The organism is Paraburkholderia flava (assembly GCF_004359985.1).
Lineage (GTDB): Bacteria > Pseudomonadota > Gammaproteobacteria > Burkholderiales > Burkholderiaceae > Paraburkholderia > Paraburkholderia flava.
In genome coordinates this window covers 1,207,810-1,224,998 of sequence record NZ_SMRO01000001.1, presented here as the reverse complement: position 1 = coordinate 1,224,998, position 17,189 = coordinate 1,207,810, and the positions used below count along the sequence as shown (strand labels likewise).

Here is a 17,189-nt window from a genome sequence, read left to right as displayed (position 1 = left end):
AGAGACGAAGCGCGTTTGAGGCGGATGGTACCGTGCGTATGGCCGGTGAGTCCATGTTTGCCAATAATCGCGCCGGGTTTGCTCATAAGCGCGCGTCAGTCGCGACGATGCGCGCCGCTCGAACCGGCGTACTTGCTTATGTGTTCGGCGCAGGATTTAATACGGTCTGCAAGCCGAGCCCGCACGTCTGGCTGGGCGCTGCAGCGATGCTGGGTAGTGTTCCGGCAGGGGTCCGACGGGCCCCGGCACAGGCGGTTCATGACGTCTCAAAATAACGGAGCAGCGCATGAGGGCCAGCACCATCGCAGAGCGGCAGGCAGCCGGACGCGCCGCGCGCGAACACTCGAAACGCTCGAGCCATCGCGCGCTCGGCGATCTGCAACGCGACCCGCTCGATCTGCTGCGGCTCGCGAGCGAGGGCCGCGTCGAGCGGCTCGTGCCGCTGCGCTACGGCCGCATGGCCGCTTCGCCGTTTGCATTCTTTCGCGGCAGCGCGATCCTGCAGGCTCACGATCTCGGCCAGGTTCCTCATACGGGTCTCGTCACGCCGATCTGCGGCGATGCGCATCTACTGAACTTCGCCGGCTTCGCCACCCCTGAACGACAGATCGTCTTCGATCTGAACGACTTCGACGAAGCCGCGCCCGGCCCATTCGAGTGGGATCTGAAGCGGCTCGCCGCGAGTCTGGTGCTTGCTGCGCGTCACATGCGGTTGAGTCGCGGCGCTGCGGAAGAGCTCGTGATGACCGCCGCCGACGAATATCGCGAACGCATCGCGCAGTATGCGGAGCGCGGCGCACTCGAACTCTGGTACGACCGCATCACGTTCGATCGGATGATCGAATCGGCGTTGCCGCCCGAGCATCGTCGAGCGATCCGGCGCGGCATGGAGAAAGCGGCGACGCGCACGCACGAGAGCATGCTCGAAAGCGCGGCCGTACGCGAAGGCGACGCATGGCGTATTCGCGCGCAGCCGCCGGCGCTCTTTCATATCGACGAGGCAGGTGCGCTGTTCAATGCAGGCGGAAGCGAGCTTGCCGCCGACGGCGAGCAGTTGTACGCCGATTACCGGAAGACACTGACCGCCGAGCGCAGCGAACTGCTCGGCCAGTTCGCGTTGCAGGACAGCGTGTTCAAGATCGCCGACGACGGTAGCGTGGGTGCGCGCTGCCTCGTGCTGCTCGCCACCGATCATCACGACCGTCCGCTGTTCCTGCAGGCGAAGGAGGCGCATCGCTCGGCGGTCGCGCAGTCGTTCGCGGCGGCGGCGCCGCGTCACGAAGGCGAGCGCGTCGTGCACGCGCAGCGGCTGCTGCAGGCAGCAAGCGACCTCTTTCTCGGCTGGGCGACCGATCCTTCGGGGCGGCCGTTCTATGTGCGTCAACTGAACGACGTGAAACTGTCGGCTGCGCTCGAGCAGTTCGACAGCAGCGTGCTGCAAGGCTACGCGCGACTGTGCGGATGGGCGCTTGCCCGAGCGCATGCACGTGCGAGCGGCAAGGCCATCGAGCTGGCCGCGTATATCGGCAGTAGCGATCCGTTTCTCGAAGCGCTGACCGCGTATGCGTGCGCGTACGCGGACCAGGTCGAGCGCGATTACGAGCGGTTCGTCAGCGCGTGCCGGCGCGGCGAACTCGACGCGCGTACCGATGATGAAGTCCTGGCCGGCTTGCGTCGGTAGTCCGTAACGTAGCAGTCGCAGTCGCAACGACGCGTTGCGCCGAAAGAGCAGTGCAGAAGTCGTTCAACTTAAAAGAAGGAGGGGTGCATGCTTTCGTTTATCGGAACGTTGATCGTCGGGCTGGTCGTGGGTCTGATCGCGCGGGCCATCAAGCCCGGCGACGACAGCATGGGGATCGTGATGACGATCGTGCTCGGCATTGCGGGTTCGCTGATCGCGGGGTACATCGGACGTGCGGCGGGGTGGTATCAGCCGGGGCACGCGGCGGGCTGGATCGCGTCGGTGATCGGTGCGATCGTGTTGCTCTTTGTGTATGGGTTTGTGCGTAAACGCATGTCGTGAGTGATGGTGTGGGCGCGCGGGCTTGTGCGGGCCGCGCGTGTCGATCGATAGACGATAGACGCGCGTGAGCGCGAGCACATCGCTTCGCATGTCGTGACGTCATGCGTCACGCGGTGGTCGCGCACGAAGTACCCTGTCGGCATCGAGCCACCTCCACGATCCGTTCGCCTCAACCGGTTCTGTCATGCGTCTGCGTCACATCGAAGTCTTCCACGCGATCATGCGCACAGGCTCGCTGTCGAAAGCGGCCGATCTGCTGTGCGTGTCGCAACCCGCAGTGAGCAAAGTGCTCGCGCATGCCGAGCGCAGTCTCGGGCTATCGCTTTTCAATCGAGCACACGGCCGCCTGCAACCGACGCGCGAAGCCGAGCTACTGTTCTCCGAAACGCAGAAACTGCAGTCGAACCTCGACGGCATCCGTCGCCTCGCGCGCAATCTCGCGCTGCAACCGGAAGGCCATCTGCGCATCGGCTGTCTGCCGAGTCTTGGGCTGAGCGTGATTCCGCAGGCCGTGCAGACGTTTCGCGACGCCTACCCGCGCGTGTCGCTGAAAATCCAGACCCGCCATACCGAAGAACTGCTGAACGCATTGCTCACACGCGATCTCGATCTCGGCGTCGCGCTGAATCCACCTGCGCGGCCGGGCATCGCGTTCGCCGAAGTGGGGCGTGCGGCGCTCGTCTGCGTAGGACCGCCCGACGATGCATCGAATGATGACGGCGAACCCGTGTCGCTGCAAACGCTCGTCGAGCACGACTGGATCAGCATCGGCAACGTCGATCCGCTCGGCGAGGTGATCGACAACGCGCTCGAAGCGGCCGGGCTCGACAGTCCGCTGGCTTCTGTCGAAGCGCAGACGTGGTACGTCGCGCGTGCGTTGGCCGCGCGCGGCATCGGCCGCACGTTGCTGGACGAGTTGACTGCGCGCAGCGGCGCCGAACCGGTGACGATCCGCGCGGTCACACCGCCCTTGTCGGTCGGCGTGTTCGCGGTATGGCGCGACGGCGGCCTCGATTCGCAGGCGGCCCGCGCGTTCGTCGACGTGCTGCGCGCACCGTTCGAATCCGCTTCCACCGCATCGCTAACATCAGCGTAAACGCGACCCTTAACCGCAGGTTATGACGCTGCACGTCTGGTGATTTGCCCGCCCGTTTTCGGCATCCCACACTGGCGCCGACTGATTTCAGCGGATGGCCGACTCATGCAGGTGTGCGTTCTCGGGGCAGGGGTAGTGGGATTGACGACGGCCTATTACCTGGCCCGCGATGGTCACGATGTGACCGTGCTCGAAGGCCGTGCGGGCGCGGCGCTCGAAGCCAGCTTCGCGAACGGCGGTCAGTTGAGCTACAGCTATGTCGCGCCGCTCGCCGATCCTGCCGTGTTGCCGCACCTACCCGCATGGCTGCTGCAACGCGATTCGGCGTTGCGCTTCGTGCCTCGGCTCGATGTGCAGCAGTGGCGCTGGTGCGTGTCGTTTCTGCTCGCATGTCGCACACATCGCGCGCGTCGAACCGCCGTCGAACTGCTCGCGCTCGGCGCATTGAGCCGCGACGCGCTACATGCGCTCGTGCGCGACGAAGCGCTCGATTTCGACTACGTGCGCAACGGCAAGCTCGTCGTGTACCGCGATCCGGTTGAGTTCGAACGTGCGCGTCGGAGGATGGAACAGCTGGTTGCCGCAGGCGTCGAGCAACACGCGCTCGACGCGGCTGCATGCGTCGCGCTGGAACCCGCGCTCGCGGATGCGCAGCCGTTGCTCGCGGGCGGTATCCATACACCGTCGGAAGAAGCAGGCGACTGTCATCGCTTCGGCGTGGCGCTCGCGGACGTGCTGCAGCGGCGCTATCGCGTGACGATCCGCTATGCGATGCCGGTCAGCGAACTCGTCGCGCCGAACGGCAGCGTGATCGCCGCGCGTACGCCACGCGGCGACGTGCGCGCGGATGCGTTCGTCGTCGCGCTCGGCAACGGCAGCGTGCCGCTGCTCAATACGTTAGGCGTACGTCTGCCGATCTATCCGCTGACCGGCTACAGTCTGACGCTCGATGCACCGCCGCCGCGTGCGCCGCGCGTCAGCGTGACCGATCTGCATCGCAAGGTGGTGTACGCGCCGCTCGGTGCGCGGCTGCGTGTCGCGGGGATGGTCGAGATCGCGGGCATGGACCTCGGGCAACGCATTGCGCGGCTCGCGCTGCTTGCACGCCACGCGCAGGAAATGTTTCCCGGCGCAGGCGATTACATGGCGGCGCGCACGTGGTGCGGCCATCGCCCGGCGACACCGGACAGCAAACCGCTGCTCGGCGCGACGCCGTACCGCAATCTGTGGCTGAACACCGGGCACGGCGCACTGGGTTTCACGCTTGCGTGCGGCAGTGCGCGAGCGGTTGCAGAGGCCATCGCGGGCCGCACGCCGCCGGTCGACCTCGCTGCGTACTCGTTGCGGCGATAGCTTCACCAGATCAAGCAAACTCACGAACAACAGGCAAACCTCAAGGAGGAGACAATGAAATTCGCAGGAGCATTGACCACGATCGCAACAGGATGCGCACTCACTATCGCCGGCCTCGGCAATGCGCAGGCGCAGACACAAGCACAAGCGCAGGAACAAAGCGCGACGCTGAAGAAAATCCGCGACACCGGCGTGATCTCGCTCGGCGTGCGCGAATCGTCGGTGCCGTTCTCGTACTACGACGAGAACCAGAACACCATCGGCTATTCGCAGGCGATCGCGCTGAAGATCGTCGACGAGATCCGCAAGGAATTGAAGCGGCCCGACATCAAGGTGAAGGAAATACCGATCACGTCGCAGAACCGCATACCGGTCGTGCAGAACGGCACGATCGATATCGAATGCGGCTCGACCACGCACACGAAGGAACGCGATAACCAGGTTGCGTTTTCGAACAGCTTCTTCCAGTACGGCGTGCGGATGATCGTGAAGAAATCGTCGGGTGTGAAGGACTTTTCCGATCTCGCGGGCAAGACGGTCGTGACGACGGCGGGCACGTCGGAGGAGCGGTTGCTGCGGCAGATGAACGTCGAGAAAGGGATGAAGATGAGTGTCATCAGCGCGAAGGATCACGCGGAGTCATTCCTCAACGTGAAGAGCGGCCGCGCGGTTGCATTTGTGATGGACGATCCGCTGCTGTATGGTGCGAGGGCGAAGGAAGCGGACCCGGACGATTATCTGATCACCGGCACGCCGCCGATGTCCGAGGTGTACGGCTGTATGTTCCGCAAGGACGATCCCGGCTTCAAGACGCTCGTCGACGGCGTGATCGTGCGGCTGCAGAAATCGGGCGAAGCCGCGTCGATGTATCAGACGTGGTTCATGCAACCCATTCCGCCGAAGGGCATCAACCTGAACTATCCGCTGTCCGCGGATATGAAATCGCTGTTCGCGAACCCGAACGACCGGGCGCTCGACTGAATCGGGCAGTCACGCATGTCGCGGGACGCGGACGTTTTTGCCTGGATTCTGTCTGCATTCCGTTTGTATTCCGTCCGCAAGGAGACATGTTGTGACTGATTCGAAAAAGATCGCGCTCGTGACCGGCGCCGGCAGCGGCATCGGCCTCGCGAGTGCGCGCAAGCTGCTCGCGCACGGCTACACGGTGGTGCTCACAGGGCGTCGCGCGGCACCGCTCGAGGCGCTCGCGAACGAAGCACAGCAGCGCGGTGAAGATGCGTTCGCGGTGGCTTGCGATGTGACGGACGCCGCGAGCGTCGCCGCGCTGTTCGACACGATCCGCACGCGCTACGGGCGCCTCGACGTGCTGTTCAACAACGCGGGCCGCAGTGCGCCGCCCGTCGAGATCGACGAGCTTTCCATCGACGACTGGCGCTCCGTCGTCGATACCAATCTGACCGGCGTATTCCTGTGTACGCGCGCTGCATTTGGCCTGATGAAAACGCAGTCGCCACGCGGCGGCCGCATCATCAACAACGGCTCGATTTCCGCGCATGCGCCGCGTCCGTACAGCATCGCGTACACGGCGACCAAGCACGCGATCACCGGGCTCACGAAATCGGTATCGCTCGACGGCCGGCCTTACGACATCGTCTGCGGGCAGATCGATATCGGCAACGCGGCGACCGAGATGGCCGAGCGGATGGCACGTGGCATCATCCAGGCGAACGGTGAGATCGCCGTCGAGCCGCTGATGGACGTCGAGCACGTCGCCGATGCCGTGCTGCATATGGCCGATCTGCCGCTCGCGACCAACGTGCAGTTCATGACGATCATGGCGACCAAGATGCCGTTCGTCGGGCGCGGTTGAGGTTTTGCGCGCGTGCGTCTGCATGCGTTTGCGGTCGGACGGCGTTTGGCGGCCCGTCATATACTGGTCGCCTGAGCCGTCCCGTTCCACCCGCACACCTCATCCCGTTTTGCTGCCGTGCCGAAGCCTTCACCCGCCCAACCTGTTGTCGTAGACGATCCGCGTCCCGAGCCGCCTCAACAGCCGGGCCTCGACGACTGCTGCCGCAGCGGTTGCGAGCCGTGCGTGTTCGATCTGTACGAAGATGCGCTGGATCGCTATCGCGTCGCGCTGGCTGCGTGGGAGGCTCGTCATCCGCAAACACAGGCGCAGCAGCCGAAGCGCAAAAAAGGCTGACCGTGTACGCGCATTCGTTCGTCCCTGCCGGTTTCCGCTCATGACCCTGATGCCGTTCGCTCCCGCCGATGTACCGATGCTCGCCGACCTGCACGACTTCGTGCAGCGTCATCCGCGGCTGTTCGTGCTGACCGGCGCGGGCATCAGCACGGATTCAGGTATCCCCGGCTATCGCGACGAGAACGGCGAGTGGAAGCGTTCGCCGCCGATCACGCTGCAGGAATTCCTCGGCTCGGTGGCCTCCCGGCAACGTTATTGGGCGCGCAGCACGGTCGGTTGGCCGGTCGTCGCCGACGCACAACCGAACGACGCGCACGTCGCGCTCGCGCGTCTCGAAGCGGCGGGTCACGTACCGACGCTGGTGACGCAGAACGTCGACGGATTGCATCAACGCGCGGGCAGTCAGCGCGTGATCGAACTGCACGGTGGGATTGACGGCGTGACGTGTCTCGACTGCGGCGCGCATCATGCGCGCGCGGCGATCCAGCACACGCTGATCGCGGACAATCCGGGCCTGCTCGATGCGATCGCCGAACCTGCAGCCGACGGCGATGCGCATCTGGAGTGGCACGACCTTGGCTCGTTTCGCGTGCCCGCATGTCCCGTGTGCGGCGGACTGCTGAAACCTGCGGTGGTGTTCTTCGGCGAGAGCGTGCCGCGCGAGCGCGTCGATGCCGCGACGCAGGCGCTTGAAGCAGCGGATGCGGTGCTCGTCGTCGGGTCGTCGTTGATGGTGTATTCGGGCTACCGCTTCTGCGTGTGGGCGCAGAAGATGGGCAAGCCGATCGCGGTGCTGAATCTCGGCCGCACGCGGGCCGATCCGCTGCTGACGCTGAAGGTCGAAGCGCCGTGCGCGCCGACATTGACCGCACTCGCGGGATTGCTTGCCGCTGATTAAGTCGCGCACTGCGCAACCCGCGGATCGTCGATAATCACGGCTCGAATCGCGCGGTGCCGGGAAACCGTCGCCGATAACCAGGCGCCCACCAGGAGCCCTCATGCTGACGACGCTCGAAGAACTCGAAGCCCTCTACGGCGAGCCGCACGAACGCTCGGTGCGCAAGGAAATTCCGTACGTCAACGAAGACTATCGGCTGTTCATCGAACACGCGCCGTTCGCCGTGCTCGCTACTGCCGGTCCCGAAGGACTCGACTGCTCGCCGCGCGGCGATATGCCGGGCTTCGTGCGGATCGTCGACGAGCGCACGCTCGCGCTTCCCGACCGCCCGGGCAACAATCGCATCGACAGCCTGCGCAACGTAATCCGCGAGCCGCATCTTGCGTTGCTGTTCGTCGTGCCGGGCGTCGGCGAAACGTTGCGCGTGAACGGTCGCGGACGCATCACCGCCGACCCCGAGTGGTTGCGGCAATTCGAGGTGGACGGCAAGCTGCCGCGCACGGTGCTGATCGTCGACGTCGACGCGGTGTACTTTCATTGCTCGAAAGCGGTCGCCCGCTCGAAGCTGTGGGATCCGACGCATCACATCGAGCGGACGCGGCTGCCGAGTACCGGCGAGATCCTGCGGCGGCTGAGCGGCCCGTCGTTCGACGCGCAGGCTTACGACCGCGATCTGCCCGAACGCGTTCGCACGAGCCTCTACTGATGACCGATTTGATGACCGACCTCCGGCAATATTCCCCCTCCGCGCAACGCAACGGCGAACCGATTCTCGCGGTGCTGCGCGACGCGCTGCCGCCGGCGGCGCGCGTGCTCGAAATCGCGAGCGGCAGCGGCGAACACGCGATGCGTTTTGCCGCCGCGTTACCGCAGGTCGACTGGCAGCCGAGCGATGCGGATCCGCGTGCGCGCGAATCGATTACCGCATGGATCGCGCACACCGGCATTACGAACGTGCGGCCGCCGCTTGATCTCGACGTGGAGCGGTTGCCGTGGGGCATCGAGCGTGCCGATGCGATCGTCTGCATCAACATGCTGCATATCTCGCCGTGGAGCGCGGCGCAGGCGCTGTTCGACGGCGCCGCGCGCGTGCTCGGCGAACGCGGCGTGCTGTTCCTGTACGGGCCGTACAAGCGACACGGCGCGCATACGTCGCCGGGCAATGAAGCCTTCGATCTGCAATTGCGCGACCGCAATCCGCTCTGGGGCGTGCGCGACATGGAAGCGGTCGTCGCGCTCGGCGATGCAGTGGGCTTCGCGTGCGGCGAACCGGTCGCGATGCCCGCGAATAATTTCAGCCTCGTGCTGCGGCGCCGCTGAGCCCGTCTGCTGCCCACGCGCGGGGCGTGCGATGCGGGCGTGCTGCAAGATGCGGCCGCGCCGCATGACAGCAAACAAGCGGTCGCCGGGCATTTCTTTTATCCTTTCATCCTCGACGCCCCGTCGCCAGCATCCGCGACCGGGCATCCCGTTTTCTGGAATTGGAGAGTTCACATGGGCAAGCAGGCAATCGGCGTGGTGGGGATGGCGGTCATGGGCCGCAATCTGGCGCTCAACATCGAGAGCCGCGGGCACGCGGTTTCCGTGTACAACCGCAGCCGCGAAAAGACCGACGAGCTGATCGCGGAATTCCCCGATCGCAAGCTGGTGCCGGCCTTCACGCTGGAAGAATTCGTCGCGTCGCTGGAAAAACCGCGCCGCATCCTGCTGATGGTGAAAGCCGGCGCACCGACCGATGCGACGATCGCATCGCTGAAGCCGCTGCTCGACCAGGGCGATATCCTGATCGACGGCGGCAACACGCATTTCACCGACACCATCCGCCGCAACCAGGAGCTGGCGAAGGCCGGTCTGCACTTCATCGGCACCGGCGTGTCGGGTGGCGAAGAGGGCGCGCTGAAAGGCCCGTCGATCATGCCGGGCGGCCCGCGCGACGCATACGACCTGGTCGCACCGATCCTCACCGAAATCGCCGCGAAGGCACCGGACGGCGACCCGTGCGTCGCGTACATGGGCCCGGACGGCGCGGGCCACTTCGTGAAGATGGTCCACAACGGCATCGAGTACGGCGACATGCAGCTGATCGCCGAAAGCTACGCGGTGCTCAAGCAGGTGCTAGGCCTGTCGAATGCGGAACTGGGCAGCGTCTACACCGAATGGAACACCGGCGAACTCGACAGCTACCTGATCGAGATCACGTCGAAGATCTTCGGCAAGAAGGACGACGAGACGGGGCAGGATCTCGTCGACGTGATTCTCGACCGTGCCGCGCAGAAGGGCACCGGCAAGTGGACGAGCCAGAACGCGCTCGATCTCGGCGTGCCGCTGCCGCTCATCACCGAATCGGTGTTCGCGCGCGTGCTGTCGTCGCTGAAGGATCAGCGCGTCGCGGCGAGCAAGGTCATCGAAGGGCCGGCCGCGAAGCCGTTCACAGGCGACCGCAACGCGTTCATCGAAGCCGTGCGCCGTGCGCTGTACTTCAGCAAGGTGATCTCGTACGCGCAGGGTTTCGCGCAACTGCGCGCCGCGTCGGAAGAGTACAAGTGGGATCTGCAGTTCGGCACGATCGCGAAGATCTTCCGGGCGGGCTGCATCATCCGCGCGCGCTTCCTGCAGAAAATCACCGACGCGTACGCGAAGGATCCGGCGCTCGCGAACCTGCTGCTCGATCCGTACTTCCGCGATATCGCTTCGAACTACCAGGCCGCGCTGCGTGACGTGGTGACCGCGGCGATTGCGGCGGGCGTGCCGGTGCCGACGTTCTCGTCGGCGATCGCGTACTTCGACGGCTACCGGTCGGCACGTTTGCCGGCCAATCTCGTGCAGGCACAGCGCGACTTCTTCGGCGCGCACACGTTCGAGCGTACCGACAAGCCAGGCAGCTTCCACGCGAACTGGTCCTGAGCGGCGGCGTTAAGGTTCACAAAACCAGCGTCTGAAATATTCGGGGCGGCGAGGCGTGGCCTCGCCGCCCCGAACGTTTTTATGCCCCGACGGTGTGGGTGGCGTTGCGGGCTATTGTTGCGATAGCCCGTCGTTAGGGGCCGAAACCATGCCGGCATTGTTTCAAATCCAGGAACAGAGAATCATCCAAACAGGGGTTTTCCCTTAGATGTCGATTGCCTAGACTGTAATCAATCGCTTAAGACATGAGTCGCAGCGAACTAACAAAGTCTGGAGGTTAATCATGAAATCCCTGATCCGTGCAGTTGCTATCGCTACCCTTATCGCCGCTCCGGTGGCCTCGTTCGCTCAATCGAACCAGCCGGTGACCCGCGCGCAAGTCCGCGCCGAACTGGTCCAGCTGGAAAAGGCGGGTTACAACCCGCTCGGTGAGCAAAACGATTACCCGAACAACATTCAGGCCGCTCAACGTCGCGTCGACGAACAGAAGGCCGTCGCGCAAGCCGATACCAGCGGCTACGGCGCATCGACCAGCGGTTCGTCGCAAGGCGGTGCCCGTACGATCGTCCCGACGACCAACGTGCAATCGGTGTACTTCGGCCACTAATCGGCGAAGCAGTGACGGGCGCCGGTACGACGCGGCAGCCCTGAAGTAGAAACGGCTCGGCCCGGGATCTCCCGGGCCGAGCCGTTTCTGGCCGAGCCGTTTTACGTTGAAGCCGCTGCAATGCAGCCCGCTACCGGTTCGTCGGCAGATGTGGCAGCACTTCGTTGTTGGTCAGATTCAGTTGATGAATCTGCCGATGCATCTTGTTCAACTGCGCCTGCGCGGCAACGCGCTGCGCTTCCAGCTGCGCGACTTCCTTGCGCACCTGATGCTGCCGGTTCGACACCGTCTGCTCCTGCGCGCTGCCGCGCTGCAGATCGTTGCGCAGCCGCTCGGCCTGCGCCTCCGAATGCGCGATCATCCGCGCGAGTTGTTCGTTCTGCGCTTCGAGTTGCGCGCGGCGTGTCTCGCCGTCGGCAAGCCGCGCAGCCTGCTCCTCAAAATGATGGAACACCGCCTCCGCCGTCTCCAGTTCGACGGCCTTCAGCGCGCGCCACAGCACGTTGTTCTGGTACATCACGATGTAGTACGTCAGCTCCTTCGCGTGAAACAGCAGGCTCACCGAATACTCGAAGCTGCGAAAGACCCGGAACGGCGACAGCGCTTCTTCGGACGCGAGCCATTCGACCTCGGCGCTGTCCGCCATCTGCACCGCGCGACCGTTCACCTGCGACGGTACGACCGGTACCGGCCTCAGCGTCGTGACGGGCCGCATCGGCTCGGTGGTCGTCGACGCCTGCGCGGTGGCGTCCTCCTCGGCAGAGGCCGATCCATCGTCCCGGACGACTGGGACCAGATGGGCGGTACCGTTGGCGAGCAGCGTGCTGCGCCGGTTCAGGAGATTTTTCATCGCAGTTCCTTTATGTGACGTGCCCTCGAAATTCGGTGTCCGGCGGCGACCGGACCCGGCCTCTGGCCGGTGGGCGATGCGCAGCGGCACCGCTTCGGATTGCGGTGCGCTTCAGTGCAGGGTGCGGTGGCGGTTCGAGAGTCCGTCGAACAGCGCGCGGCTCGGTTCGAGCGCGAATAGCCACGACTCGTCGTAGCTGCTGAGCGCGTCCAGCGCTTCGCGCAGCCGTTCGATGGCGATGGCGGGGATTTCGACGGTGGCTTCGATGCCGCTCGCGAGCCGCGTGACGCTGGCCAGTTGAACCAGTGCGTCGGCGGCTTCGGCGACGTCCGCGGAAAAAACGAGATGGGCGTTCAGCAGTTCGACCAGGCCCGGCGATGCGGTGACGTCTTCGACATTCAGCTGCACAGCCAGAAACGTAGCTTTGTTCATCGTCGAACTCCTCCGGGACGGGACATTACGGCGACAGGCTCGCCTGCTGGACGTCGGGGCAGCAAGGATCAGTATAGGCGAGTCGTCTGCGGAATCAATGCTCGGACAAAATTGTCCTGGCGCCCGCGGATCGGCTTCCGGCGGGCTTCTGCGGGAAAGGGGCCCTATAATGGGGCGGCGAAACCGCGCGTTCGCGATGCGCCGGCGAGACGCCGGCGACGTCCTCGCGGGGCTTCGCACGCCGACGTCGTAGGGCCCATTCCGGAACACAGCACGCATTTGCCGATCGAACCACGGCCGCGTCGCTCGGTTTCTGTTTCACATACCGGGATGCCGAGAGGCGAACGTCGATTGACTACCGTGTCGAGGACCACAACATGAATCGAAAACAGCAGCAGACACGCACGCAGTTTCTGATCGCACTGTCCATCGCCGCCGTGACCGGCGGTTGCACAATGACGCCATGGCCCGGGGACACCGGCAGCACGTGGTCCTCGTCATCGTCGACGCCGACCGCGTCGACGGGCTCGGTGCCGGCGGGCTACTACCGCGTCAATTCCGGGGATACCGTCGGCAGCGTTGCGGCCGCATTCGGTCAGCGTCCGCAAGATATCTCGACGTGGAACGTGTTACCGGCGAATGCCTCGCTGATCGTCGGGCAGGTGCTGCGGGTCGCGCCGCCGTCGACTTCTGCTTATGTTCCGCCGGCCCGTACCTCGGGCACGCCGGGCACGCCCGGTGCGGCGGTTTCGGGTGCGCAGGTTGCAGCGCCGTCGTCGGCGACGCCCGAAGCTTCTTCTGTGACCTTGATCTGGCCGCTGCGTGGGCCGATCCTGCGGACGTTCGCGGCGGGCAAGACGAACGGCATCGTGATCGGCGGCAAGGCCGGCGATCCGGTGAAGGCTGCTGCTGCCGGGCGTGTCGTCTATGCGGGCAACGGCATTCCCGCGTACGGGCCGCTAGTGATCATCAAGCACGATTCGTCGGTGATCACTGCGTATGGACAGAACCGCACGCTGCTCGTGAAGGAAGGCGACGCGGTCTCGCAAGGGCAGACGATCGGCGAAGTCGGCACCGATCCGCAGGGCGTCGCATCGATCCAGTTTGAAGTACGCCTCGATGGACATCCGGTTGATCCGCTGGCGTGGTTGCCGAAGTCGGGTGGTTAACGGAGAGTTTTTCTCGAAGACGGGAAGGGCAGCAGGCCGCGTACGCGGCCTGCGTGCTCTCAACCTTTGCTCGAGTTCAGGTCCACGCCCACGCTCTAACGGGTAATCGCTTTTTCTCGCAAGCCCGCCAGCTTCAACCCCCGCACTGAACCCCCAACACCGCTGTGGACGATCCCGGCCCCACACGCATATCGCATACACTTGCGGACTGTGCTTCTCCATTCGCTTTTTCGCCCGTCCCTGGCGCATAAGCGACGCCGCCATCCGTAGCCGCGTCGCGTCCGCCTTCACAGGAATCTCCCATGATCGATCTGCGCAGCGATACCGTCACCCGTCCCTCTCAACCGATGCTTGCCGCGATGACCGCCGCCGAAGTCGGCGACGATGTCTGGGGCGACGACCCGACCGTGTTGCGGCTGCAGGCCGCGGTCGCGGAGCGCGCGGGCAAGGAAGCGGGCCTGTTTTTCCCGAGCGGCACGCAGAGCAATCTCGCCGCGCTGATGGCGCATTGCGCGCGCGGCGACGAGTACATCGTCGGCCAGGCCGCACACACGTACAAGTACGAAGGCGGCGGCGCGGCGGTGCTCGGCAGCATCCAGCCGCAGCCGATCGAGAACGCATCCGACGGTTCGCTGCCGCTCGACAAGATCGCCGCCGCGATCAAACCGATCGACGATCACTTCGCCCGCACGCGTCTGCTGGCGCTGGAGAACACGATCGGCGGCAAGGTGTTGCCGGCCGGTTATGTCGACGAAGCGGTGCAGCTCGCGCGACATCACGGGTTGTCGGCGCATCTGGACGGCGCGCGCGTCTGCAACGCGGCCGTCGCGTCGGGTCGACCGCTGGCCGCGCTGTGCGAACCGTTCGATTCGGTGTCGATCTGTTTTTCGAAGGGGCTCGGTGCGCCGGTCGGTTCGGTGCTGGTCGGCAGCAAGGCGCTGCTTGACAGCGCGCATCGCTGGCGCAAGGTGCTCGGCGGCGGCATGCGCCAGGCCGGCGTGCTCGCGGGCGCGTGTCTGTATGCGTTGGACCACAACGTCGAACGTCTCGCCGACGATCACGCGAACGCCGCGCATCTTGCCGCGGGCCTCGCGCAGATCGATCAGGTGAAGGTGCAATCGCAGGCGACCAACATGGTGTTCGCGCAGATGCCGAAGGAAGACTGCGCGCCGCTCGAAGCGTGGCTCAAGGAACGCGGCATTCTCGTGCAGATGCTGTACGCGTCGCGCTTCGTGACGCACATGGACGTGTCGCGTGCCGATATCGATACGTTCGTCGCGGCCGTCAAGGGTTACTTCGCACGTTGAGATCGACGGTCCGCGCTGTCATGGGCACAGCAAAGCGCGGACCCGTTCAGCCCTGCTGCGTCGTACTCGTCGCAGAACTGTTCGACGCGGAAGGCCGGGCGATGCTCCCTTGCTGCGTGCCTGCGCGATGCGATGGAGCGAACAGCCGCAACCCGCTCGCGATACTCGCCGCGCCCGCGAACACCGCACCGGCCGCCAGCGCGAGCGTCGGACCGTGCCGTCCCGCGATGCCGAAGCTCAGCGCGACGAGCGCCGCGCCGGTCGCCTGACCGATCAGACGCGCGGTCGCGATGATGCCGCTCGCACCGCCGGCGCGTTCGGGCGGCGCGCTCGCCATCAAGGCCTTCAGGTTCGGTGACTGAAAAAATCCAAAGCCCGCGCCGCAGATCGACATGCGTATACCGATGTCGATGATCTGCGGATGCGCGGGCAGCATCGCGAGCGATGCCATCCCGGCGCACAGGATCGCGAGCCCGATTGCACCGAGCAGCCCCGGCGGATAGCGATCCGACAGCCGCCCCGCGATCGGCGCGGCGAGCGCGACGACGACCGGCCACGGCGTCATCAGAAAGCCTGTCTCGACCTGGCTGCGATGCAGGACATCCTCGAAATAAAACGGCAGTGACACGAACGCGAGGCCCTGCGCGGCGAACGAACACACCGCAGTCACCGCGGACAACGCAAACACCGGCAGCTTGAACAGATCGACCGGCAACATCGGCGCAGGATGACCGGCCTCGCGACGCATCAACAGCAGACCGAACACGATCGTCACCGCCGCCGCGATCAACACCACATGAGCCGGCGCCTGCTGCGCCGCTTCGCCGAGCGCGAAGATCAGCGCGGCGAAGGTGATCACGTTGAGGATCGCGGCGACGCGATCGAACTGATGCGCGCCGCGCTTCGTGTGCGGCAGCGCGGGCCATGCAAACGCGAGCGCGATCACACCGAGCGGCACGTTCACCGCGAACAGCCACGGCCACGTTCCGAGCGACAGGATCAGCGATGCGATCGTCGGTCCGATCGCGAACGACACGCCGACGATCAGCGCATTCATCCCGAGCCCGCGTCCAAGCCGATGCGGCGGATAGAGGAAGCGGATCAGCGCGGTGTTGACGCTCATCAGCGCGCTCGCGCCGAGGCCTTGCAACACGCGCGCGGCGGTGAGCAGCGGCAGCGTGTCCGCGAGCGAGCACGCGAGCGACGCAAGCGTGAACAGCGCGATACCGGTGATGTAAATCCGCCGATGCCCGACGATGTCGCCGAGCGCCGCGAGCGGCAGCAGCGTCGCGACCATCGCGAGTTGATACGCGTTGATGATCCACACCGATGCGGCCGGTGCCGCATGCAGATCGGTGGCGATCGCGGGCAGCGCGGTGTTCGCGATCGCGGTGTCGAGTGTCGCGAGCGCGACGGCGAGCATGATCGCGCCCATCGCGCGACGATTGCTCGCGGACATCGGTTCGTCGATGGGGCGAAGGGCGCCGGGAGAGGTCGGGTCGGACAAGGTGGGGCTCGTCGGGTTGCGTGTCGGTCACGCGGCGTGCCGCCCGCTTTCGGACGGCTGACAGTCGCGACTCACCGCGTGGCGAGTGCGTCGATTGTTGCAGACGCGGAAGAATCCTGCAGCCGGACCCGCAATGCAACGCGGGTCTGTGGAGTGGCTTGTCTATTGAATCGCAACTAACGGTCCGCCCCGCCCGGCGTCTCAAAACGGGTTGCGCCTGCTGCACCGCTTACCGTTAGCGCGAGAAGACCCCGTCAGCAGAGAAGGTCGCCGAGCGTCCCACATGACGAGCCGCGTGTGTGCACGAGCGAACGCGATCTGCCTGATAAAAATCGCACGCCGCCTGGCGTAGCAATTGCTCAACTTCAACTACACGTCGCAAGCAGGATCGACAGTTTGCGAATGTGCGCCTTGAACGCGTCCGCTGTTTCGCGGTCATGACCTGTACCGAGGTGCGGCGCTTCGGCGAGTTCGACCTGATCCTGAAATTCGTCGGAGATGCGGCGGCGCGTCTCGGGCGGCAACGCGCGGACGATCGATACCATCAGCAATTCCTGGGCGTGCATCATTCCGAGCATGGATTGTGCGTTCATATCGATCTCCGTCGGCGCAATGAAACGGCGCATCGTGCAGTTTCGTCACCGTGCTCTCACATACTAGTGCACGCACACGCAGATGGAACGATGCACCGAAGGCGCGCGTCTGATTCGAATCCGGTTCGCGATCGCACGGGTTCGCAGCAGGACTGTGCGGTACAGTCGTTGCTTCACGCTACGCGATCCGGATGTGCGGAACACCGCGAACCACCGCGCCGCAAAATGTCCTAACCTGCTTATTTGTCCGCGATCATCGGTAGCACGATGCATCGCCCAACCC

At 65.0% G+C, this 17,189-nt stretch carries 18 protein-coding genes; 14 read left to right on the top strand and 4 right to left on the bottom strand.

The genetic code is table 11. The annotated features are described in order from the left end of the window. The first annotated feature begins 286 nt into the window (after positions 1 to 286). From E1748_RS05385 to E1748_RS05330, 12 genes are all read left to right on the top strand, one after another. Positions 287 to 1,681, top strand: coding sequence for a DUF2252 domain-containing protein (locus E1748_RS05385; RefSeq protein ID WP_133646098.1), 1,395 nt, complete (start codon positions 287 to 289; stop codon positions 1,679 to 1,681). Positions 1,682 to 1,768: 87 nt separating this feature from the next. Further along, the gene (locus tag E1748_RS05380) at positions 1,769 to 2,023 is read left to right on the top strand and encodes a GlsB/YeaQ/YmgE family stress response membrane protein (RefSeq protein ID WP_133646097.1); all 255 of its coding nucleotides are present in this window, start codon (positions 1,769 to 1,771) and stop codon (positions 2,021 to 2,023) included. Positions 2,024 to 2,207: 184 nt separating this feature from the next. Further along, on the top strand, positions 2,208 to 3,119 hold the full coding sequence (locus tag E1748_RS05375) for a LysR family transcriptional regulator (protein WP_133646096.1): 912 nt from the start codon (positions 2,208 to 2,210) through the stop codon (positions 3,117 to 3,119). A gap of 105 nt (positions 3,120 to 3,224) precedes the next feature. Beyond that, positions 3,225 to 4,472: a D-amino acid dehydrogenase gene (locus tag E1748_RS05370; RefSeq protein ID WP_133646095.1), complete on the top strand. Its 1,248-nt coding sequence runs from the start codon at positions 3,225 to 3,227 to the stop codon at positions 4,470 to 4,472. 54 nt (positions 4,473 to 4,526) lie between these two features. Continuing rightward, on the top strand, positions 4,527 to 5,453 hold the full coding sequence (locus E1748_RS05365) for a glutamate/aspartate ABC transporter substrate-binding protein (RefSeq protein ID WP_133646094.1): 927 nt from the start codon (positions 4,527 to 4,529) through the stop codon (positions 5,451 to 5,453). A gap of 91 nt (positions 5,454 to 5,544) precedes the next feature. After that, positions 5,545 to 6,303: an SDR family oxidoreductase gene (locus tag E1748_RS05360; protein ID WP_133646093.1), complete on the top strand. Its 759-nt coding sequence runs from the start codon at positions 5,545 to 5,547 to the stop codon at positions 6,301 to 6,303. A 117-nt stretch (positions 6,304 to 6,420) separates the two neighbouring features. Then, entirely contained in the window at positions 6,421 to 6,639 is a 219-nt protein-coding gene (locus tag E1748_RS05355) for an oxidoreductase-like domain-containing protein (protein WP_133646092.1), read from the top strand. Positions 6,640 to 6,679: 40 nt separating this feature from the next. Continuing rightward, positions 6,680 to 7,537: an NAD-dependent protein deacetylase gene (locus tag E1748_RS05350; RefSeq protein WP_133646091.1), complete on the top strand. Its 858-nt coding sequence runs from the start codon at positions 6,680 to 6,682 to the stop codon at positions 7,535 to 7,537. Between the two features lie 100 nt (positions 7,538 to 7,637). Then, positions 7,638 to 8,243 (top strand): pyridoxamine 5'-phosphate oxidase family protein, encoded by a 606-nt coding sequence (locus tag E1748_RS05345; RefSeq protein WP_133646090.1) that lies wholly within the window; start codon positions 7,638 to 7,640, stop codon positions 8,241 to 8,243. Continuing rightward, the gene (locus E1748_RS05340) at positions 8,243 to 8,857 is read left to right on the top strand and encodes a DUF938 domain-containing protein (protein ID WP_240766334.1); all 615 of its coding nucleotides are present in this window, start codon (positions 8,243 to 8,245) and stop codon (positions 8,855 to 8,857) included. The genes E1748_RS05345 and E1748_RS05340 overlap by 1 nt, the downstream gene beginning before the upstream one ends. Before the next feature lie 174 nt (positions 8,858 to 9,031). Further along, the gene (gene gndA, locus E1748_RS05335; RefSeq protein ID WP_133646089.1) at positions 9,032 to 10,441 is read left to right on the top strand and encodes an NADP-dependent phosphogluconate dehydrogenase; all 1,410 of its coding nucleotides are present in this window, start codon (positions 9,032 to 9,034) and stop codon (positions 10,439 to 10,441) included. Between the two features lie 283 nt (positions 10,442 to 10,724). After that, positions 10,725 to 11,048, top strand: a complete 324-nt coding sequence (locus tag E1748_RS05330; protein ID WP_133646088.1) for a DUF4148 domain-containing protein — start codon at positions 10,725 to 10,727, stop codon at positions 11,046 to 11,048. Between the two features lie 130 nt (positions 11,049 to 11,178). On the opposite strand, the gene E1748_RS05325 is transcribed toward E1748_RS05330, so the two are convergent. Continuing rightward, positions 11,179 to 11,898, bottom strand: coding sequence for a DUF2968 domain-containing protein (locus E1748_RS05325; protein WP_133646087.1), 720 nt, complete (start codon positions 11,896 to 11,898; stop codon positions 11,179 to 11,181). Positions 11,899 to 12,009: 111 nt separating this feature from the next. Beyond that, on the bottom strand, positions 12,010 to 12,330 hold the full coding sequence (locus E1748_RS05320; RefSeq protein WP_133646086.1) for a hypothetical protein: 321 nt from the start codon (positions 12,328 to 12,330) through the stop codon (positions 12,010 to 12,012). Between the two features lie 377 nt (positions 12,331 to 12,707). On the opposite strand from E1748_RS05320, the gene E1748_RS05315 reads away from it, so the two are divergent. After that, positions 12,708 to 13,499: a peptidoglycan DD-metalloendopeptidase family protein gene (locus E1748_RS05315; RefSeq protein WP_133646085.1), complete on the top strand. Its 792-nt coding sequence runs from the start codon at positions 12,708 to 12,710 to the stop codon at positions 13,497 to 13,499. A gap of 302 nt (positions 13,500 to 13,801) precedes the next feature. Then, positions 13,802 to 14,806, top strand: coding sequence for a low-specificity L-threonine aldolase (gene ltaE, locus E1748_RS05310; protein WP_133646084.1), 1,005 nt, complete (start codon positions 13,802 to 13,804; stop codon positions 14,804 to 14,806). 46 nt (positions 14,807 to 14,852) lie between these two features. On the opposite strand, the gene E1748_RS05305 is transcribed toward ltaE, so the two are convergent. Next, positions 14,853 to 16,265 (bottom strand): MFS transporter, encoded by a 1,413-nt coding sequence (locus E1748_RS05305; RefSeq protein WP_133646083.1) that lies wholly within the window; start codon positions 16,263 to 16,265, stop codon positions 14,853 to 14,855. Between the two features lie 413 nt (positions 16,266 to 16,678). Beyond that, positions 16,679 to 16,906 carry a hypothetical protein gene (locus tag E1748_RS05300; protein WP_133646082.1) on the bottom strand — a complete coding sequence of 76 codons (228 nt, stop codon included), beginning with the start codon at positions 16,904 to 16,906 and terminating at the stop codon, positions 16,679 to 16,681. Positions 16,907 to 17,189 lie beyond the last annotated feature (283 nt).